The 19,016-nt window shown below is 67.1% G+C and carries 17 protein-coding genes; 12 read left to right on the top strand and 5 right to left on the bottom strand.

Annotation, left to right across the window (positions count from 1 at the left end; genetic code table 11):
• On the top strand, nt 1-1,335 hold a 1,335-nt coding region (locus tag BSZ40_RS03320; protein WP_073823333.1), incomplete at its 5' end, for an RNA polymerase sigma factor.
• 82 nt (nt 1,336-1,417) lie between these two features.
• Here the strand turns inward: BSZ40_RS03320 and BSZ40_RS03315 are convergent.
• Nucleotides 1,418-1,621 (bottom strand): DUF7455 domain-containing protein, encoded by a 204-nt coding sequence (locus tag BSZ40_RS03315; protein WP_124850926.1) that lies wholly within the window; start codon nt 1,619-1,621, stop codon nt 1,418-1,420.
• A gap of 161 nt (nt 1,622-1,782) precedes the next feature.
• Here BSZ40_RS03315 and BSZ40_RS03310 point away from each other — a divergent pair, with 161 nt between their 5' ends.
• The 3 genes from BSZ40_RS03310 to BSZ40_RS03300 are packed head-to-tail and all read left to right on the top strand — an operon-like array spanning nt 1,783 to nt 6,131.
• Nucleotides 1,783-4,101: a DNA gyrase/topoisomerase IV subunit B gene (locus BSZ40_RS03310; protein WP_245793799.1), complete on the top strand. Its 2,319-nt coding sequence runs from the start codon at nt 1,783-1,785 to the stop codon at nt 4,099-4,101.
• A gap of 21 nt (nt 4,102-4,122) precedes the next feature.
• On the top strand, nt 4,123-5,148 hold the full coding sequence (locus tag BSZ40_RS03305; RefSeq protein WP_084542581.1) for a GNAT family N-acetyltransferase: 1,026 nt from the start codon (nt 4,123-4,125) through the stop codon (nt 5,146-5,148).
• Nucleotides 5,145-6,131 (top strand): GNAT family N-acetyltransferase, encoded by a 987-nt coding sequence (locus BSZ40_RS03300; RefSeq protein WP_124850922.1) that lies wholly within the window; start codon nt 5,145-5,147, stop codon nt 6,129-6,131. Before BSZ40_RS03305 ends, BSZ40_RS03300 begins: the two co-directional genes overlap by 4 nt.
• Before the next feature lie 18 nt (nt 6,132-6,149).
• Here BSZ40_RS03300 and BSZ40_RS03295 read toward each other — a convergent pair whose 3' ends face one another.
• Nucleotides 6,150-8,579: a DNA gyrase/topoisomerase IV subunit A gene (locus BSZ40_RS03295; protein ID WP_245793796.1), complete on the bottom strand. Its 2,430-nt coding sequence runs from the start codon at nt 8,577-8,579 to the stop codon at nt 6,150-6,152.
• Between the two features lie 67 nt (nt 8,580-8,646).
• On the opposite strand from BSZ40_RS03295, the gene BSZ40_RS03290 reads away from it, so the two are divergent.
• On the top strand, nt 8,647-9,198 hold the full coding sequence (locus BSZ40_RS03290; protein ID WP_073823251.1) for a DUF5998 family protein: 552 nt from the start codon (nt 8,647-8,649) through the stop codon (nt 9,196-9,198).
• The gene (locus BSZ40_RS03285) at nt 9,195-10,364 is read left to right on the top strand and encodes an alkaline phosphatase family protein (protein ID WP_084542580.1); all 1,170 of its coding nucleotides are present in this window, start codon (nt 9,195-9,197) and stop codon (nt 10,362-10,364) included. Before BSZ40_RS03290 ends, BSZ40_RS03285 begins: the two co-directional genes overlap by 4 nt.
• Before the next feature lie 9 nt (nt 10,365-10,373).
• Here the strand turns inward: BSZ40_RS03285 and sepH are convergent, their stop codons facing one another.
• Nucleotides 10,374-11,318: a septation protein SepH gene (gene sepH / locus BSZ40_RS03280; protein WP_073823250.1), complete on the bottom strand. Its 945-nt coding sequence runs from the start codon at nt 11,316-11,318 to the stop codon at nt 10,374-10,376.
• A gap of 178 nt (nt 11,319-11,496) precedes the next feature.
• Here sepH and BSZ40_RS03275 point away from each other — a divergent pair, with 178 nt between their 5' ends.
• The 4 genes from BSZ40_RS03275 to BSZ40_RS03260 are packed head-to-tail and all read left to right on the top strand — an operon-like array spanning nt 11,497 to nt 13,564.
• Complete coding sequence (locus BSZ40_RS03275) at nt 11,497-11,796, top strand: DUF4193 domain-containing protein (protein WP_073823248.1); 300 nt, start codon at nt 11,497-11,499, stop codon at nt 11,794-11,796.
• A gap of 48 nt (nt 11,797-11,844) precedes the next feature.
• Nucleotides 11,845-12,543, top strand: coding sequence for a DUF3710 domain-containing protein (locus BSZ40_RS03270; protein WP_073823246.1), 699 nt, complete (start codon nt 11,845-11,847; stop codon nt 12,541-12,543).
• On the top strand, nt 12,540-12,899 hold the full coding sequence (locus BSZ40_RS11825; RefSeq protein WP_073823244.1) for an OB-fold nucleic acid binding domain-containing protein: 360 nt from the start codon (nt 12,540-12,542) through the stop codon (nt 12,897-12,899). The genes BSZ40_RS03270 and BSZ40_RS11825 overlap by 4 nt, the downstream gene beginning before the upstream one ends.
• Complete coding sequence (locus BSZ40_RS03260) at nt 12,896-13,564, top strand: DUF3159 domain-containing protein (RefSeq protein ID WP_073823242.1); 669 nt, start codon at nt 12,896-12,898, stop codon at nt 13,562-13,564. The genes BSZ40_RS11825 and BSZ40_RS03260 overlap by 4 nt, the downstream gene beginning before the upstream one ends.
• Here the strand turns inward: BSZ40_RS03260 and BSZ40_RS03255 are convergent.
• Nucleotides 13,517-14,203 (bottom strand): potassium channel family protein, encoded by a 687-nt coding sequence (locus BSZ40_RS03255; RefSeq protein WP_073823240.1) that lies wholly within the window; start codon nt 14,201-14,203, stop codon nt 13,517-13,519. The genes BSZ40_RS03260 and BSZ40_RS03255 overlap by 48 nt on opposite strands.
• Nucleotides 14,203-14,868, bottom strand: coding sequence for a potassium channel family protein (locus BSZ40_RS03250; RefSeq protein WP_073823238.1), 666 nt, complete (start codon nt 14,866-14,868; stop codon nt 14,203-14,205). The genes BSZ40_RS03255 and BSZ40_RS03250 overlap by 1 nt, the downstream gene beginning before the upstream one ends.
• A gap of 65 nt (nt 14,869-14,933) precedes the next feature.
• On the opposite strand from BSZ40_RS03250, the gene BSZ40_RS03245 reads away from it, so the two are divergent.
• Both BSZ40_RS03245 and BSZ40_RS03240 read left to right on the top strand, forming a co-directional pair.
• On the top strand, nt 14,934-17,741 hold the full coding sequence (locus BSZ40_RS03245; RefSeq protein WP_143180863.1) for an APC family permease: 2,808 nt from the start codon (nt 14,934-14,936) through the stop codon (nt 17,739-17,741).
• Nucleotides 17,738-18,988 carry a class I SAM-dependent RNA methyltransferase gene (locus BSZ40_RS03240; RefSeq protein ID WP_073823234.1) on the top strand — a complete coding sequence of 417 codons (1,251 nt, stop codon included), beginning with the start codon at nt 17,738-17,740 and terminating at the stop codon, nt 18,986-18,988. Before BSZ40_RS03245 ends, BSZ40_RS03240 begins: the two co-directional genes overlap by 4 nt.
• Nucleotides 18,989-19,016: the final 28 nt, after the last annotated feature.

Raw genomic sequence — 19,016 nt, 5'->3', positions numbered from 1 at the left:
GAGGCGGCGGTGGAGGGTGAGGACAAGCCCGCCAAGAAAACGACCAAGCGTGCCACCAAGAAGACCGAGGCGGCGGTGGAGGGTGAGGACAAGCCCGCCAAGAAGACCACCAAGCGTGCCACCAAGAAGGCCGAGGCGGCGGCTCCCGTGGAGGCGGAAGACCAAGACGAAGAACTCACCGGTGAGGTGGACGACGAGGACATCGACATAGATGACCTCGACGTCGACGACCTCGAAGACGAAGACATCGACAAGGACGAGGCGGAACCCGAAGAGGAAGAACCCGAGACCGAGGAACCCAGCCCGGGCAAGGCCCGCCTGCGGCTGTCGAAGGAAGACCACGAGAAGGACGAATCCAAGACCGGTTTCGTGCTGTCGGACTCTGAGAGCGACGAGCCAGTGCAAACCGTGGTGACGGCGGGAGCTACCGCCGATCCCGTTAAGGACTACCTCAAGCAAATCGGCAAGGTCGCGCTGCTGACGGCTGAGCAAGAGGTCGAGCTGGCCAAGCGCATTGAGGCCGGACTGTTCGCCGAGGAAAAGCTCAACAACGAGTCCGATGAACTGCCCCGCCTGCTGCGGCGGGAGCTGCACATGATCATGTTGGACGGCAAGCAGGCCAAAGACCACCTGCTGGAAGCCAACCTCCGTCTGGTGGTGTCGCTGGCTAAGCGCTACACCGGCCGAGGCATGTTGTTCCTGGACCTGATCCAGGAAGGCAACCTGGGGCTGATCCGGGCAGTGGAGAAGTTCGATTACACCAAGGGATACAAGTTCTCCACCTACGCCACGTGGTGGATCCGGCAGGCCATCACCCGCGCCATGGCAGATCAAGCCCGCACCATCCGCATCCCGGTGCACATGGTGGAGGTCATCAACAAGTTGGCGCGCGTGCAGCGGCAGATGTTGCAGGATTTGGGCCGTGAGCCCACCCCAGAAGAGCTGGCACGTGAGCTAGACATGACCCCTGAGAAGGTGGTCGAGGTGCAGAAGTATGGGCGGGAGCCCATCTCGCTGCACACCCCGCTGGGGGAGGACGGCGACAGCGAGTTCGGTGACCTCATTGAGGACTCCGAGGCGGTAGTGCCTGCGGACGCGGTCAGCTTCACCCTCCTGCAGGAGCAGCTGACGCAGGTGCTGGAGACGCTGTCAGAACGCGAATCTGGCGTGGTCTCGATGCGGTTCGGGTTGCTGGATGGTCAGCCCAAGACGCTCGACGAAATCGGCAAGGTCTACGGGGTCACCCGGGAGCGGATCCGGCAGATCGAGTCGAAGACGATGAGCAAGTTGCGCCACCCGTCGCGTTCGCAAGTTTTGCGCGACTATCTCGACTAGTTCGTCGTCGGTTCGCGCGAACAGGCAGTAAGAGGGGCGGGATGCGTTCGAGCATCCCGCCCCTCTTACTGCCTGTTAGGGGTTAAGACACGGGGGTCAACTGTGCCGTCAGTTGGGCCCGCTCATCGATCTCCAGCGTCCCTACCTCCGCCAAGCGGGACTCGTGGCGCCGCGCGTGGTGCGCACAGAAGAACAGCTCTCCTTGCCCGATCCGGAACCGGACATACGCCTGCGCCCCGCAGGCGTCACAACGATCTGCGTTGGTCAACTTTTCCATCTCTGCCATGGCTCCATGTCACCACACTTCGCGCGGCGCCGACGCCAAAATCTGCCTACTTCGCCCCAGGCGCAAAGCGCTGCGAGCTGTGGCACAGGCTAGGCCTGCGATTAGGGGCCCGTGCGGCGGTGCTGATTGGCCTGCGGCGTGCCTGCCCGTACCATGCTCGGGTGCCACAGACATCTGACTACTCCGCCCGCCACCTGCAAGTCCTCGAAGGACTAGAGGCGGTGCGTAAGCGTCCCGCGATGTACATCGGGTCCACCGATGAACGGGGAGTTATGCACTGCGTGTGGGAGATCATCGACAACTCGGTCGATGAAGCACTCGAGGGGCACGCCACCACCATCCGTGTCACGGTGCATCGCGACGGCTCGGTCGAGGTCATCGACGACGGCCGCGGCATTCCCGTTGACATTGTGCCGTCTGTGGGGCTAACCGGCGTAGAGGTGGTTTACACCAAGCTGCACGCCGGGGGAAAATTCGGCGGCTCATCCTATGGCTCAGCCGGCGGTTTGCACGGAGTGGGGGCCTCGGTCGTCAATGCCCTCTCGCAGCGGGTCGACGTGGAGGTCACCCGCGCCGGAAAAGTGCACGCCATGTCTTTCCGACGCGGGGAGCCAGGCATCTTCGCTGATAGCGGCGCGCCGCAGCCAGATGCCCCCTTCACGCCGTTTGAGGAGCGTTCGGAACTGCGCATCATCGGCAAGGCCAAACGCGGTGTCAGCGGCACCAGAGTGCGGTTTTGGCCGGACCCACAGATTTTCCCGCAGGCCGACGCCATTGATCTGCAGCGGCTAGTGGACCGGGCGCGACAAACCTCGTTCCTGGTTCCCGGCTTGACCATCGTGGTGCGCGACGAACGCCCAGGCGCGGCAGCCACCATGCAGCCCTCCCCGACCACAGCAACACCGTCTGCGATGGCTGTGGATAGCGCGCGAGCGGACGCGGGCATAGCGGAAGACTCGCCCGTCCCCACCGACCTCACTGACTACCCATTTGACGCCGCAGCAGACGACCTTTTTACTGACCTCGCCCCCGGGGAAGGCGTGGCCCTAGCGGCGAGCGCGCAGACGGTGCCGCTGGCCGACGACGCCTACGAAGAAACCTTCCGCAACGACGGTGGCGTGGTGGACTTCGTCGACTATCTCGCCCCCGACGCGGCAGTCAGTGACACCTGGCATGTGGTGGGACAGGCCACGTTCACGGAGAGTGTCCAGCAGCTGGGGGCCGACGGAAAACTGCGTGCCGTCGACGTCGAACGCACTTGCCGCGTCGATTGCGCCGTGCGGTGGGGAGTCGGATACGACACCACTGTTCGCTCTTTCGTCAACATCATTGCCACCCCGAAGGGCGGCACCCACCTGACTGGTTTTGAGCAGGGGCTGGTCAAAGCGGTGCGATCCCAGCTGGAGGCCCAGCCCCGACGTTTTGGGATTAAGCCGAAGGATCCGCGCATCGAGAAGGACGACATGCTGGCAGGCTTGACCGCCGTGGTCACTGTTCGTCTCGCGGAGCCGCAATTCGAGGGGCAGACCAAGGAGGTCTTGGGCACTCCGCAGGTCCGTGCCATCGTGGCCAAGGTGGTGACGACCGCCCTGGGCGAGTATCTCGGAGCCACCAAGGGGCAGCAAAAGACCCAGGCGGGGGCCGTCCTGGAGAAGATCGTTGGGGAGATGCGGGCGCGTGTTTCTGCCCGCACGCAAAAAGAGATCTCCCGCCGCAAGAATGCCTTGGAAAATTCGTCGCTGCCGACGAAACTGGCTGATTGTCGAGCCAACGATGTGGAGGGCACCGAGCTCTTCATCGTCGAAGGTGACTCGGCGTTGGGCACCGCCAAGCTTGCGCGGTCGTCAGACTTCCAGGCGCTGCTGCCCATTCGCGGCAAGATACTGAACGTACAGAAGTCCAGCCAAGCAGACATGTTGGCAAACGCCGAATGTGCGGCCATCATCCAGGTGATCGGCGCCGGGGCGGGCCGGTCCTTTGACCTGAGCGCGGCCCGCTACGGCAAGGTGATTTTGATGACCGACGCCGATGTGGACGGCGCCCACATCCGGACCCTGCTGTTGACACTGTTCTTCCGCTACATGCGTCCCCTGATAGAGGCGGGCCGGGTCTATGCCGCCGTGCCGCCGCTGCACCGGTTGGAGGTGCCAGGTGCCGGGCGGCGCAAGACCGAGTACATCTACACCTATTCCGAGGCGGAACTACACCAGCAAATCGCCCGGCTCAAGCGCCTGGGACGGGCTTTCAAAGAACCCATTCAGCGCTACAAGGGTTTGGGAGAGATGGACGCCCACCAGTTGGCCGAGACCACAATGGATCCGGCACATCGGACATTGCGGCGTATCACCATCGCCGACGAGGCGGCCCTTATCGCCGCCGAACGCACCTTCGATCTGTTGATGGGATCGGTGGTGCCCCCCCGGCGTGAGTTCATCATCGAAGGGGCGGCCAGCCTGGATTATGAGCGCATCGATGCCTGAGCTGCCCCTAAACTGGCTGCCATGAGCGACCTTGTTGGGCGTCTTGCCGCGCCCTCGACTTGCCAGGTGCCGTCGCCGCACCTGGGCCTGACCTGGCGGCAGGTACAGGACAGCGACCGCACGCAACTAACCCGGCTAGTGGTGGAGTGCGAGCGGTTCGACAAGTCATTGCACCCCCTCGGCCCGGAGGCTGTGCACGGCCTGCTAGCGGAGCTGCACGACGGCACCGCCGAGGCACTGGCGGGCTTTGACATGGTAGGCACGTTGCGGGCCTTCGGTAGTTGCTCGCTGTCCCCTGCGGTTGGTGAGGTCTTGGTGGCCAATCTGGCCGCCCACATCACCCCGAGCTGGCGCGGGCGCGGCATCGGCAAGGAACTTTTCGCCTGGCAGGACGCGCGGGTGCGCCAGCTGTTGGCCGCGGCCGCCCAGGCCGCCCCCAGCGTCACGGCGGCTTTAGTGACTTCCTTGGTTGACGAGCACTTGACGGACCGACGGCGACTGTACGCTGCGGCGGGTTTCGCCCCCGTGCGCACTTTTCGGGACATGCGACGCTCCCTGGCCGAGCCGCCGCCCGTCGCGCCGATGCCGACCGGGGTGCGGATAGTGCCCTGGGAGCCAGCGCGCCTGCCAGATGCCCGGGCCGCCCACCTGGTCGCTTTCGCTGATCACTTCGGCAATCCTGCCCTGTACGAACAGTGGTGGCGCGAGGCCACCGAGGCCCTGGAGCCCGCCTGGAGCTTCCTGGCGGTGCAGGACGACGAGACGGCGGCAGTATGCGGCTACGTCCTTTCGTCGGCCCGCCCGTGGAGCTGGAGCGCCCGGTCGTTGGAGGGATATACCGAACTTATTGGCGTCACGCCCGCTGGGCGGGGCAACGGGACCGCCCGGGCCCTGATCGTGGCCAGCCTGGCGGCGATGCGACAGGCTGGCATGGAGTACGCCGCCCTTGACGTGGACACCGCCAACCAGTCAGGCGCTGGGGCGTTTTACGCCCGGCTGGGGTACGTGCCAGAACAGTCCCAGATCCTGTACGCCCTCGAACTATGAGCTGGGCGGGACAAGCACAGTTAGCGCCGGGCAGCCGGGTGGCGGACCTAACCTGGCGCGACCTGGCGGCGGGGGACGTCGAGCAAGTGGCGGCCCTGATCGCCGTGTGCGAGGAGACAGACAATCCGGCCTACCGAACGTCGCCCGCTGAGGTGCACCGCATGTTTGCCCAGCCCGCCGACGTCGTGTCCTTGGGCGGCTTCGATGCGCGGGGGCAACTGCGGGCCTTTGGGCACGTCAGGTTGCGCGGCGGAGACGACCTGGAGGCGTTGACCAAGGGAGCGGTACATCCGCAGTGGCGGCAGCGGGGGATCGGGCTGGCCAACCTTCGTTGGCAGGTGCAGGCCGCTCGTGCCGCCCTGCTGGCCCGGCCAGCCACCAGCCGCCGCATCTCCATTCACGTGGAAGACGATCGCGTAAACATGATCCGTCACCTGGAGGAGTTCGGATACAAACGCACCGCCTCGTTCGTGGAATGGCGCCGCTCACTCAACCAGGCAATCCCGACGGTCGCCACCGGCCAGTATTTGACGATCGAACCGTGGACCGACAAGCTCGACATTTTGGCCCACTCCGCCTATAACGAGATGCAAGCCGATGCCGGGGCCTCAGCGCTTGACCAGACAGAGTGGGAACAGGTGCGGGGGGAATTCATGCCCGCTTGGTCTTTTGTGGCCTTGGATCGGTCACGTGACCGCACGCGCGTGGCGGGCTTCGTGCTCGTCTCCCGCTACGAACAAGACTGGGACGCCCTGGGCTGGACCGAGGGCTACATCGACTTCCTGGTGGTTTTCTCGGCGTGGCGACGCACCGAGGTGGGCACCGCCCTGGTGTGTGCGGCGATGCAAGCCTGCGCCGATGACGGCATGGATGGCATCGCGCTAGATGTCGAGGAAGGCACCACGGAGACCCTCACCGATGAACTGCACGATCTAGGTTTCCGGGCCGGGGCCGCCAGCTCGGTCTACACGATGTACTTATAGCCCCGGCCGACGCGTCCCTCAGCCGACGGCCGCCACGGGGGTGTCGATAGCCACCCCGGAGGCATCGCGGCGCTCGTCGACCGGCGGCAACTCGACCGGCTGGCCGCCCGCACCCACCGCCCGGGCCGGCCCCAGTCCCGTCCAGCCAAGGACCAAGGAATCCTGGCCGCGCAGGAGGCGCTGCACCCGCACCCCACCGGTGGCCCGCCCCTTGACGGGGTAGCGATCCAGCGGCGTCACCTTGAGGGCGGCAGGCCCGGACTCCGGCAAAGCCCCGGCTGCGCCCGCGCCAGTGACCACCACGGCGGCGGACACCAGTTCGCTGGCCACGATCCCACCGCCCAGCACGTGCGCACTGTCCTTCACCGCGATCCCCGCCATGCCCGCCGCGCTGCGTCCCTGCACCCGCACCCGCGCCGCGTCGAAGCGCAGCAACTGCGCATCGGAGGTAATGGCGACAAACTGGGAGTCGTCCGGGGCACTGGCGGCCACCACCACCGCGTCGCCCTCCTCCAAGGTGATGACCTCGTAGCGGTCGCTGCGCGCCGGCCCGTCGGCCCCCACCCGCTTGACCCGTCCGGAGCGCGTCAGCAGTCCGAGCGGCGCTGCCGCCGCAGTGAGTTCGGCTAAACCGACCGGTTCGGCGGGCGACTGCCCGCTGGGCAGCAGGAGGCGAGCCGGGGTCCCCCCGGCCAGGGAGACGGCCCCCTCGGTGCGGGGTAGCGCCGGAATCTCCACCACGTCGATGCGTGCGACAGTGCCGTCGTCCAGGACGATGCCGACCTTGCCGCGGGTGGTAGCCGCCACGTCGCCGAGGAGGGCGTCGTGGGCGGCTCGGGGCCCCTCCCGGGTCATGACGTCTGTTCCCGCCACGCGCGCCAACAAACCGGTGGCGCTTAGCAACACTCGGCAGGGCTCGTCGGCCACCTCCAGCGGGGCCGCCGCGTTGGCCTGACTGCCCACCGGTGCCGCTCCTTCGTCCTCCAACAGCACCGTGCGACGGGGGGTGGCAAATTGTTCGGCGGTGGCCGCCATCTCGCCGCTCACTACCTCCCGCAGGACGGCTGGGTCAGCCAATATGCGCTCCAGCTCAGCAATTTCCCGTGCCAGCTCGTCCCGCTCGGCCTCCAGCTCCAAGCGGGAGAACTTCGTCAGGCGACGCAGCCGCAGGGCCAGGATGTACTCCGCCTGCACTTCCGTGATGTCGAAAACAGTTTGCAGGCGCGCTCGCGCGGCCGCCGCGTCGTCTGAGGTACGGATGACGGCGATCGCTTCATCAATGTCGGCTAGCACCAGCAGCAAGCCTTCGATCAGGTGCATGCGTTCCGCGCGTTTGGCCAAGCGGAACTCGCTGCGGCGCCGCACCACTTCCAACCGGTGGTCGACGAATACCTGCAGCAGCTCCAGTAGCCCCAGGGTGCGCGGTTGGCCCTCGACCAAGGCCACGTTGTTGATCGCAAAATTGTCTTCCAACGGGGTGTGCTTGTAGAGCTGGGCCAGGACCGCCTCCGGGTTGAAGCCTGCCTTGACCTCTATCACTAGCCGCATGCCCTTTGTGCGGTCCGTGTGGTCCTCGACCTTGGAGATACCAGAGAGCTTTCGGGCGTTGACCCCGTCCTTGATTTTTTCAATGACCCGCTCGGTTCCGACCAGGTACGGCAGCTCGGTGACCACGATGCCCTGCTTGCGGGCCGTCAGCCGTTCAATGCGGGCCGTGGCCCGGGTCTTGAAAGCCCCGCGGCCGGTGCGGGCAGCCTCCCGTATCCCTGCCAGCCCGACGATCATGCCGCCTCCCGGCAGATCCGGCCCCGGAATGAACCGCTCCAAATCCTCGACGGTGGCCTGCGGATGGGCGAGCAAGTAGCGGGCGCCGGCTAACACCTCTCCCAGGTTGTGGGGTGCCATGTTGGTGGCCATGCCGACGGCGATCCCTGCGGCACCGTTGACCAGCAGCGCGGGAATAGCGGCAGGCAGCACGGCGGGCTGCAGCAGCTGATTGTCGTAGTTCGGCACCAGATCAACGACGTTTTCGTCGAGATCGGCGATCATCGCCATCGCCGCCGGGGCTAGGCGAGCTTCCGTGTAACGGGGGGCTGCCGGGCCGTCGTCGAGCGACCCGAAGTTGCCGTGTCCATCGATGAACGGCAGCCGCAGGGAGAACGGTTGGGCCATGCGCACCATGGCGTCGTAGATTGGGGCATCGCCGTGCGGGTGCAGCTTACCCATCACGTCGCCCACCACCCGGGCGGACTTCACGTGCCCGCGGTCGGGGGTCAGATTCATTACCCCCATCTGATGCAAAATGCGCCGCTGCACCGGCTTTAGCCCATCGCGGGCGTCGGGCAGGGCCCGGGCGTAAATGACGGAGTAGGCGTACTCCAAGAAGGAAGATTCCATCTCTCGCGAGACGTCGATCTCCACAATTTCGCTGTCTTCGGGCGTGCGCATGAGCGACATTCTCACCGATCACCGGGCAGGGGAGAAAACGTCCACGCCGGGGTGAGACAATAGCCGGATGAATCAGCGGTTGCTAAGCGAGCTGGCGAACTTCGACTACTACCCGCGGGCGGCGGCCCGCATGCTGGACCTGGCTTTGGCGGGGGAAAGCGTCGCAGACATGCTCGTACAGCAAAGCACCTCCATCGACGACGAAGCGGTGCGCCGCCACCTCAACGCCATGGTGCTTACCCCCACCCGGTTGCTGCTGTTACACGTCGACGACCTCGATGACGAAGCCGGGGCGATCGTCGTCAGCACTGACGCGGTGGCCCTCAGCGAGATCTCGGCGCTGCGGGTTTCGCACGGCCTGCGCGATCCGGAAGGGCCACACGGTGGCGAGTTGACTGAGGTGACGCTGTCGATCGGATGGCGCAGCACTCGCCAGATCGAAGTGCAACCGAAGTCCTGCGGCGATCCGGAGTGCGTCGCCGAACACGGCTGGGGCGGGGTTCTGCTGAACGAGGACGTCATGGTGCGGGTGACCGCCGCCGCCGACGGAGCGGCGCAGGTGCGTCGCACTAGCGAGTTCGCCGCCCAGCTGGCACGCGCCACGGCAGGCAAACGATGAGCGAGCTCTTTGCCCGGCAGGCACAGCCCGCGGCGGCCCCGCCCAGCGCACAGTGGGTGGCGCCCAGTGCCACCCTCGGACAGATCCTGCCCGCCGCGGCGCATGCGGTCGGGCTGCCGGTGGGTGACCCGGGGGACTTGCGGTTCCCGGCGGCGCGGGCGGCGGTCGTGGTGCTGCTCGACGGTTTGGGCGACCAGCTGCTGCAGCAGCGAGCCGGGCACGCCCCCCACCTGCGGGCGCTGCGGCAGCAACCGACCGCCCAGGTGCTGACCACCTGCGCTCCTTCGACGACGGCCGCCGGCATTAGTCTGCTGGGCACCGGCCACCAGGGGGGCGCCACCGGCATGCTCGGTTACAGCGTGCGCATGGTGGATGGTCCCTTGGTGAGCTTGTTGACCTTTGCCGACAGCCCGATCGCGCCTCAGGATTTCCAGACGGTCCCCACTTTCGCGGAGCACTACTTGGCCACGACGGGGCAGGCCTTGCCTGCTATCGGTCTGGCTCACTTCGCGGGCTCCGGCCTCACCGAGGCAGCTTTGCGAGGCAGTGCCCACCACAGCGGGCAGACCATCGCCGCGCGCGTGACCGAGGCACTGCGGTTGATCAGTTCCGGCCACCGTGTCGTCTACCTCTACATCGGGGAGATCGATAAAGCCGGGCACGCCCACGGTTGGGGGTCGCCGCCCTGGTTGGCGGCCCTAGAAGAAGCAGATCAAGCGATCGGGCGATTACTTAGCGACCTGCCTTCGCACACCCTAGTGACGATGACGGCCGACCACGGCATGGTCAACCCGGATCCCGCCCAACGGGTGTGGGTGGAAGCGGAGGGGCTCGCCGACGGGGTGGCCGCCCTGGGGGGTGAGCCGCGGGCCACCCACGTCTACGCCGAGCCGGGGGCGGCCGCCCAGGTGGCAGCCTGCTGGAAGGAGACGTTGGGAGAGCGGGCTTGGGTATTTACCCGCGCTGAGGCAATAGCGGCGGGCCTTTTCGGCCCGGTGCACCCTGCCAACGAGGCCATCATTGGGGACGTGGTGGCGTTCGCGCGGGACGCGGTGACCATTGTTGACCCGCGGTTTCACAGCGCGGCCTTCATCGAACTGCCTGGCGTGCACGGTTCGCTGACCGCGGCCGAGATGGAGATTCCGCTGCTGACGGCGCGCACGTAGGTCCAGGAGCTACTTAGAGCGCGAGCCGAAGACGATTTCCTCCCAGGTGGGCATAGTGCGGCGGGCCTTTTTCGCGGGCTTAGTCTCCGGGGTGTGGCCGGGCTCCTCCGCGGCCGCGGCAGGGGCCTGCGGCGCCGTGTCCACCGCCGCGCTCTCGTCCGGGTGCTCCTGCGGTCCGTCGTCCACCGGAGGGGTGCTGTTTGGTGCGTCTTCCTCGCCGTCTTCTTCCACTGGGTCGGGCGCCGGGGCCAACACCGGGCGCACCGGTGGGGTGGCGGTGTCGGCTTGCCGCCGCGCGAGGCGCTGATGCCGCTGGCGATCCAGATCGTCCAATATCGCCTCAGTAATACTGACGGCGGGCGTGATCTCTGGGCGGCGCGGCCGCGGCGGGGCCGGGGTGGACATCTCGGTCAGCCAGCGGGCCTGCTCGTCGAGACCCCGCACCGTCCCCGCCGCGACATCTACGGCCCAGCGGGCCTCCCGTTCCTCGGCACTTTGCACAAACGTGACTACGACCTCCCACGGCTCACCGGGACGCCGTACCGCATCCCAAGTCAACGACTCCGGGTCCACCCCCCGAGCCGCCAACCGGTCGACCACGAGGTCGCCCAATGTGGGGGAGTCCCCCTCGTGCCCCACCCGGCAGGCTTGGGCTCGTTCTACCGTCCACCGCCGCTCGCCGAGCACCGGACTTTCAAACTTGCGGACGTGCTCCAGCGACAACCCCGCCGCCTCCGCGACCTCCGCCGCCGACGCCCCGGCCCGAATGAGGGCCTGCAGATCTTTCGGACGCAATTCGCCGAGCACCTCTTTGGTTTCGAGCTTGGGGCGATCGCGCCGCACGGCCCCGCGCAGGGAGTCGTCTATCTGCAGCGTGAACCGCTCTCCGCCCTCGGAGACCAGAACCAACCGTTCACCCGTGCTGTCCACTCCGAGGAGCTCAAGCTCGATCATCGATAGTCCTCCCTCGCCCTGTGATGCCCCCAGGTTGCCACGCGCACCTGGCAGGGGCCTGGAATGACGCGCCCATCCGGCATTTCCGGGTGCCGACGCGACGTTGACGCCTTTCGGGTGGTAGTATCCCCGCGCCATACGCCGGACATTTGGGAACGCGGCCCGTGAGGAGAAACTAATGGCTACCGATTACGACGCCCCCCGCAAGACCGACGACGAAGTTGCTGAGGACTCCCTGGAGGAGTTGAAGGCCCGCCGCAACGAGGCGGGTTCGTCCTCAGTCGATGAGGACGAGACCGAGGCAGCGGAAGGATTTGAACTTCCCGGGGCGGACTTGTCCGGGGAAGAACTGACAGTACGAGTATTGCCCCGCCAGGTGGACGAGTTCACCTGCTCGGAGTGTTTCCTGGTGCATCATCGCTCGCTGCTGGCCTATGAGCAGGATGGCCAGCCGGTGTGCGTGGAGTGCGCCGAATAAGGTCCAGCCGATAAGCTGGCGGCCACGGAGCGAAAGTAAGGAAGTTCGATGGGGTTGTTTTCCAGAAGGCAAACCGACACCACCACACCGGCTCGGCCACAGCCCACGCCGCGGCCGCCGAAAAAGCACGGCCCCTACGATATTTCCGAGCGCAAAGTGCGGCCCGGTTATCTTGACTTGGGGGCGTTGAAGCTGCCCCAGATTCCCGGGATCGGCATCCAAATGAACGTCACCCCCGATAGGCGGTCGATCCTGGGGGTGACCTATCAGCTGGGCAACTCCGTGATGAGCGTGGCGGTATTCGCCGCCCCGCGCTCGCGGGGACTGTGGGAAGAGATTCGGGGCGAGATTGCCGCGTCCATCGAGAAGGACGGCGGCCGGGTAGCCGTCGGGCAGGGGCCGTTTGGTCCCGAGGTGCAGGCCACCGTGATGGTGCCCGGGCCAGATGGGCGACAGGGCGTGTTGCCGGTGCGGGTGCTGGGGATCGATGGGCCACGGTGGTTTGTGCGGGCCATGCTCCGGGGCCCCTTGGCCGCGCAGGCCCCTAACCCCGACAAGTTGAATGCGGCGGAAAACATCCTATCCGCCATCATCGTCGAGCGCGGGAAGGATCCGATGCCGCCCCGCGCCCCCCTGGAGTTGCGGCCGGTGGGACTGGAGGGAGAAGGCGTGAATGTGGATGCCTCCGCCTCGCCCCTCTTGGACCCCAACGCTAGCCGGGGCCCGTCGATGACGGAGACCCGATGAAGGAAAAACGAGTCGACCTGGAGTACTCCTACCGCGACGCTCTCCAGACCGCCCAAATTGAGGAGCTGCGCCGGGACTTTGGGGCCAGCCGCATCAGCGATTTGGTGCCGCGGCAGCCCGCGGTCACCTTCGGGGTGGTGCGGTCGGTGACCTACCCGGGCCACGGCAGTGCCCGCCTGTTCAAGGTGGCCTTGGGGGATGGCACGGCGGTCGTCGAGCTGATCTGGCCCGGCCGCACCGAGGTACCCGGCCTGGAACCGGGTCGCCTGTTGTTGGCCGGTGGACTAGTGGCCGAGACGGCCGACGGGCTGGCCATCATGAGTCCGGAGTATCAGATCGTGGAGGACGACGCGTGAAGCCAACGCCACGCGGTAAGGCTGGCTGGTTGGGCCAGGTGGGGTCCTCGGAATTTTCGGTACAGCAGGCCGTCGGTGGCTGGCGCGGGGTGGTGGACAGTCTGGCGCCGACCTTGGCGTTTGTGGTGCTGTTCCTAGTGTGGCGTGACCTGCGCCTGGCGCTAGTAGTGGCTGGTGTGGTGTGCGCGGTGCTGGTGGCGGCCCGGCTGGTGACTCGCTCTCCCCTAACCCAGGCATTCTCCGGTGTGGTGGGGCTCGGCATTGGCGTGGTTTGGGCCTGGCGCAGCGGCCAAGGCACCGATGTTTTCCTGCCCGGCATTTTGATCAACGCCGCCTACGGGGGTGTCATCGCCTTGCTAGCGCTCGCGCGGCTACCGGTGGCAGGCGTCGTCCTGGGGGTAGTGCACGGCCGGTCGCCACTGTGGTTCCGCTCCGCTAGCGCGGGGCTGCAACGCGCCTGCAAGCAGGTGACGTGGCTGTGGGTCGGGGTGTTCGCGTTGCGCATCGTGGTCAAATTGCCGCTGTACCTGGCGGGCGCGGTGGGCCCCCTCGGGGTGGCCCACCTAGCCCTCGGGCTGCCACTGATGGCGCTCGCCAGTTGGTTTACCTGGGTGTGGCTACGCGTCTGGGCGCAGGAGGCGACGCAACCCGGCCAAGCGGTCTGAGGCTTCATTCGTTCCGGCCTCGAAGGAGGTCAGCACGATGATGGCGTCACCTGCCTCCAGCGTGCGGTCAGGCCCCGGCTCGAACGGTTGCGAGTCACGCACGACCGCGGTGATGACGACGCCGTCCGGCAGGTCGACCGCGTCACAACGCACCCCGGCGAGGGCCGCGCCGGGGGCGATAGTGCCCTCGTAAAGGCCGGCTCCGGTCATCGGGAAGGCCATCACCCGGACGAGGTCGCCCACCGAGACTGCCTCCTCGATGATCGCCGTCATCAGCCGCGGCGTGGAGACCGACACGTCCACGCCCCAGGTGGAGTCAAAAAGCCATTCATTGCGGGGCTCGTTCACGCGGGCCACGACGCGCGGCACGCCGAACTCGGTCTTCGCCAGGAAGGAGATGACCAGGTTGGCTTTGTCGTCCCCGGTGGCGGCCACCAAGACGTCGCACTCGGCAGTGCCTGCGGCCTCTAACGCGTCCGGGGAGGCGGCGTCGGCCTGCACCCAGTCGGCCTGCGGTACGGTGGCCACCTTCATCTTGGCGGGGCGGTTTTCGATCAACGTGACCTCGTGCCCCGAGGCCACGAGCCCCGCGGCGATGGTGCGGCCCACTGAGCCTGCGCCCACGATTACTGCCCGCATTAGTCCTCCTGTTGTGGGATCTGGCCCAATATGCGTGAAACTTGCTCCACCCGTTTGACTGGCACCAGGAGGTGGAGGTCGTCTCCCTCCTGGAACACTTCGTGGCCCGCCGGCAAGTGCGCGACTGAAGCCCGCGTTACGAACGCGATCCGGACGCCGGTGGCCGCCTCCAGCTGGCTGAGGGGAGTGCCGATCCACGAACGGTGCACCGACGGGTTGCACAGCGAGATACTGCCGGTGTCGTCCCGATAGACCTCACCAGCAACGTGCGGCAGGAGCCGGTGCAATATCCGATCCGCACTCCACCGCACGGTACCCACGGTGGGGATGCCGAGCTTGGCGTATAGGTCCGCGCGCCGTGGGTCGTAGATCCGGGCCACCACCTGTTGGACCCCAAAAGTCTCCCGGGCCACGCGGGCGGCGAGAATGTTGGAGTTGTCCCCGGACGTGACCGCAGCTAGCCCGTGGGCCTGTTCGATACCCGCCCGAATCAGGGTGTCGCGGTCGAAAGCCATGCCGGTGATACAGGAGCCGGAGAAGTCATCCGGTAGCCGTTCAAACGCCTCCGGCGACCGGTCGATGATCGCCACGGAGTGACCTATTGCCTCAAGAGTTACGGCCAGAGTGGCGCCTACGCGCCCGGAGCCGACAATCACGATGTGCACCTGGCAGACACTACTCCTATTGCAGCGGCGGTGCCGAGAACGCGCTGAGGCGCTACCATCGCCAGGTGCGATCCGTGATAGAGCGTAGTAGGCGCCTGCTGTTAGGTAACCCGGTTCCCGAACGACGCCAGGGGGAGCAGCTCCTTCCCAAGTCGCTGGCGTTGCCTACGTATGCGGCCGATGCGCTGTCATCGGTTGCCTACGCGCCGGACGAAATATTGCTGACGTTGGCGATTGCTGGACCGTTGCTCCTGGGACTGAGCGGCTGGGTGGCGCTCGCCGTCATCTTGGTGCTGCTCGTCGTGGTGATTTCCTACCGGCAGGTGGTAAAGGCCTACCCGCAGGGGGGAGGCGCCTACGCGGCCGCCACCCACAACCTGGGGCCGGTGGCTGGGCAAACGGTGGCCTCGGCGCTACTGGTGGACTACATCCTGACGGTGGCCGTCTCGACATCAGCCGGGTCTGCCTACCTCGCTGCCGCGATTCCTGCCTTGAAGTCGCACGCGGTGCTGGTGGCAGTCGGGCTGATCGTGCTTCTCATGCTGGTGAACCTGCGCGGCGTGCGGGAAAGCGCCCGTCTGATGGCGTTGCCGGTCTACCTCTATATGGGGGCAGTGGGTGGCATGGTGATCAGCGGGGTGCTGCAGTATTTCGCTGGGCGCCTGCCGCAGGCCGCCTCGGCGGGCCTGGAGTTTGCCGCCACGGACGCCGAACACGCTGTGACCGGGCTGGGGGCGGCCTTCCTGGTGCTGCGGGCCTTCTCCTCCGGGGCTGCGGCCCTCACTGGGGTGGAGGCCATCGCCAACGGGGTTCCCAACTTCGCCCGCCCCAAGGCCCGCAATGCCGCGCGCACCCTCAGCGTGTTGGGCGCAATCTCCGTATCGATGCTGGCGGGCGTGGTGTGGTTGGCAAACCGCACGGGGGTGAAATACGTCGAACACCCGGAGGCGCTGCTGGCGCAGGGACGCCCCGTCGGGGAGGAGTATCACCAGTTACCGGTCATCGGGCAGCTGGCCGAAGTGGTCTTTGCCAACCAGTGGTACGCCCGCCTGGGGGTGACGGTGCTCACCGGTTTCATCCTAGTGTTGGCCGCCCACACGGCGTTCTCTGGCTTCCCGGTGTTGGCGGCCCGCCTCGGCAAGGACAGCCTGCTGCCGCGGCAGTTGAAGCGGGTGGGTGACCGCTTGGTGTACTCCAACGGGGTCCTGTTGTTGGCCCTGCTGGCCGGGATACTGGTGGTGGCCTTTTCGGCGTCGGTTACGCGCCTAATCCAGCTGTACGTGGTGGGAGTGTTCACCTCGTTCTCCCTGGGGCAGTTGGCGATGGTGCGGCACTTTAACCGAGTGTTGTCGGTTTCCGGCGACCCCCGAGAACGGCGCCAAGCCTCGATTGCCCGCGTGGTAAACATCGCGGGGGCGACGTGCACCACGGTGGTGCTGCTTGTGGTGCTAATCACGAAGTTCACCCACGGAGCGTGGCTGTCGGTGCTGTTCATGGTGCTGGCGTTTGTGCTGATGCGCTGGACGTGGACCTCCTATCGGCGAGCAGATGCGGAGCTGGAGATTCACGACATTGAAGAAGAACGTCTGCTCCCGCCGCGTGTGCACGCAGTGGTGCTCGTCTCGCGTCTCAATCGCCCAACAATGCGCGCCATCTCGTATGCGCGGTCGACTAGACCGTCGTCGATAACGGCCCTGCATGTGGGAATCGAAACTGAGGCCGCGCGGCAACTGCACCGCACCTGGCAAGCCAACAAGGTGGCTATCCCATTGACGGTCCTGTATTCGCCTTTCCGGGACCTGGTGGGGCCGGTCGAGCGCCATATTCGGACTATTCGGCGTGCCAGCCCCCGGGACCTCGTAGTGGTGTACCTGCCGGAGTTCATTGTGCGAAACAGCGCCGAGAACGTGTTGCACAACCATTCGGCATTTCTGCTGCGACGGGTCCTGGCCACCACCCCTGACATCGTGGTGGCGTCGGTGCCATGGCAGCTGGGGCAGGAAGATGACGAACCGTCGACGGATGCGCCATCCGTCGTTGAGGCAGACGACTCAGTTCCGGCCGCAGTAGCCCCGGCGGTTGGCGGCGTGGCGGCGGTACCCAGCGCACGGGAACCTGCGCCGTCGCCGCACCCCGCCCCTGCTGCCCCGGGGCCGCAGGACACGGCTGCGGCCGTCGAGCCCGGCCTGGCGGTGCCTGCCGCCCAAGCGGAGCCGCAGCTCGGCCAGGTGCCCGCTTTGCCAGCGGTGGCCGGGCAGGAACCATCCGCCGCTCCGGAAGAGAGCGCCGAGCTGCCACCGCCTCCCGCACAAACGCAGTTCGAGGAAGTACCTGCCCCGGCGGCCGACGTTGCACCAGACCTACCCGTACGAGCGGTCGCGGACTTGCTCGCCGAGGAGCCCAGCGTTCAGCCTGCGACCCCGACCGGGCTGCCCGAGCCCGACCCGGTGACGGACGCGGAGGCGCTTGTCGCGCAGGCTGCCCCGATGGTGGCGGACGAGCCGGAGGCTTCCGGCGAACCAGGGGGCGCCGCCCCGGCAGCGAGCGAGGTGCCGGTGTCCAGTGCTACGGCATTGGCGGACGGGGCCCTGCCGGAGGAGACACCGGAGGAGGAGACACCGCAGGATGCCCAGTTAACGGTGGCGGCAACGCCAGCGCTGGTGGAGCGCGCCAAGACACCGGCCCCCGCGGACGAAGCGAGTGCACCCGTGTCGCCCGCGGCCGAGCCGCAGGCGACAGCGGTGCCCTCCCGCGCGGCCGCCGAGCCGCTCCCGGCGCTGGAGGAACCGACAGAGAGCCCACAGTCCCCGCAGGGAGAAGAAGACGTGGAGGCGGTGGAGCGGCCGCGACCTGACTCGGAGTCGGGCTCGTGAAGCTGACGCTCGACATCGGGCCGCTGGCACACGGCGGGCACTGCGTCGCCCGCACCGAGGTCGACGGCAAGCGGCGCACGGTGCTGGTGCGCCACACCGCGCCTGGCGAGAAAGTAACCGCGCGTGTCACCGCTCGTCGCTCCAAGGTTTGGTACGCCGATGCCGAGGAGGTGTGGGAGCCCAGCCCGCACCGCGTGGCCAGCAGCTGGCCGGAGGCCGGACCCGGTGGGGTGGGCGGCGGCGAGCTTGCCCACCTGACACTGGCGTATCAGCGCCAGCTGAAGGCGGAGGTAGTGCGAGACGCCTTGCGGCGGGTGGGCAGCGCAGCCTTGGCCGAAGCGGTGGCCGAGCAGGCAGCCGCTTTCACCGTCCGGCCGGTTGGCGACGGGCAGGCGCGCCGCACGCGCCTCGAGTTGACGGTAGCCCCGCACGGGCGGGCGGGCATGCATCGTTATCGGTCGCATGAAGTGCTGGCGTTGACGGAAATGCCGCTGGCAGATCCGCGGATAACGGCGCTGGGACTGTTAGGGGACTCTGCCTGGCAGGCGCATTTTGCGCCGGGGCAGCGGGTGCGCGCCGTGGCCCCCAGCGTGGGCAGCGCCTTGGTGGGCATTGCGGGACAGTGGTTTAGCGCCCCGGGGCAGCGGGCGGCACCGTTGGTGCACGAGGTAGTCGCTGCGGCGAGCGGCAGCTGGCGCTACCAGGTAGCGGCGGACGGCTTCTGGCAGGTGCAACGCGGGGCCCCGGCCGCCCTGGTGGATGCGGTACTGGCCGCGGCCCAGCTGCAGGCGGGGGAGAAGGTCCTGGAACTGTTCGCGGGGGCTGGGCTTTTCTCCGCCCCGCTGGGCACCCGCGTGGGGGCAGGTGGGCAAGTCGTCACCCTAGAGGGGGCGCGCTCCGCGGTGGACAATGCCGCCCACAACGTGGCAGGGCTGCCAGTGCGGACTTTGGCGGGCACCGTTGATCCGGCGGGGGTGGAGGCTGCCGGACAGCTGTTGCCGAGGGTGGACGTCGTCGTCCTCGACCCGCCACGTGCCGGAGCGCACCCGGCCACTATGGCGGCGGTGGCGGCGTTGCATCCGCGTTGCATCGTGCTGGTGGCGTGCGATCCGGCGGCCCTTGCCCGCGACTTGGAAGCGGCGCGCACGGCGGGCTACGACGTGGAGTCGCTGGTGGGGCTGGATCTTTTTGCGCACACGCATCATGTGGAAGTCGTGGCAAGCTTGGTCCCGCGCAGCGCGCAGTAGCGGCCGGTTTGCAACGTTTGGTGGCCCG

Source organism: Buchananella hordeovulneris (genome assembly GCF_001907235.1).
GTDB classification, from domain to species: Bacteria; Actinomycetota; Actinomycetes; order Actinomycetales; family Actinomycetaceae; genus Buchananella; species Buchananella hordeovulneris.
This window is presented reverse-complemented; position numbering and strand designations above follow the sequence as displayed.

Coding starts and splice junctions, on each gene's coding strand:
- BSZ40_RS03300 (WP_124850922.1), top strand. CDS start 5,145: ATGAGCTGGGCGGGACAAGCACAGTTAGCGCCGGGCAGCCGGGTGGCG.
- BSZ40_RS03315 (WP_124850926.1), bottom strand. CDS start 1,621: ATGGCAGAGATGGAAAAGTTGACCAACGCAGATCGTTGTGACGCCTGC.
- BSZ40_RS03285 (WP_084542580.1), top strand. CDS start 9,195: ATGAGCGAGCTCTTTGCCCGGCAGGCACAGCCCGCGGCGGCCCCGCCC.
- BSZ40_RS03305 (WP_084542581.1), top strand. CDS start 4,123: ATGAGCGACCTTGTTGGGCGTCTTGCCGCGCCCTCGACTTGCCAGGTG.
- BSZ40_RS03290 (WP_073823251.1), top strand. CDS start 8,647: ATGAATCAGCGGTTGCTAAGCGAGCTGGCGAACTTCGACTACTACCCG.
- BSZ40_RS03295 (WP_245793796.1), bottom strand. CDS start 8,579: ATGCGCACGCCCGAAGACAGCGAAATTGTGGAGATCGACGTCTCGCGA.
- sepH (WP_073823250.1), bottom strand. CDS start 11,318: ATGATCGAGCTTGAGCTCCTCGGAGTGGACAGCACGGGTGAACGGTTG.
- BSZ40_RS03270 (WP_073823246.1), top strand. CDS start 11,845: ATGGGGTTGTTTTCCAGAAGGCAAACCGACACCACCACACCGGCTCGG.
- BSZ40_RS03255 (WP_073823240.1), bottom strand. CDS start 14,203: ATGCGGGCAGTAATCGTGGGCGCAGGCTCAGTGGGCCGCACCATCGCC.
- BSZ40_RS03275 (WP_073823248.1), top strand. CDS start 11,497: ATGGCTACCGATTACGACGCCCCCCGCAAGACCGACGACGAAGTTGCT.
- BSZ40_RS11825 (WP_073823244.1), top strand. CDS start 12,540: ATGAAGGAAAAACGAGTCGACCTGGAGTACTCCTACCGCGACGCTCTC.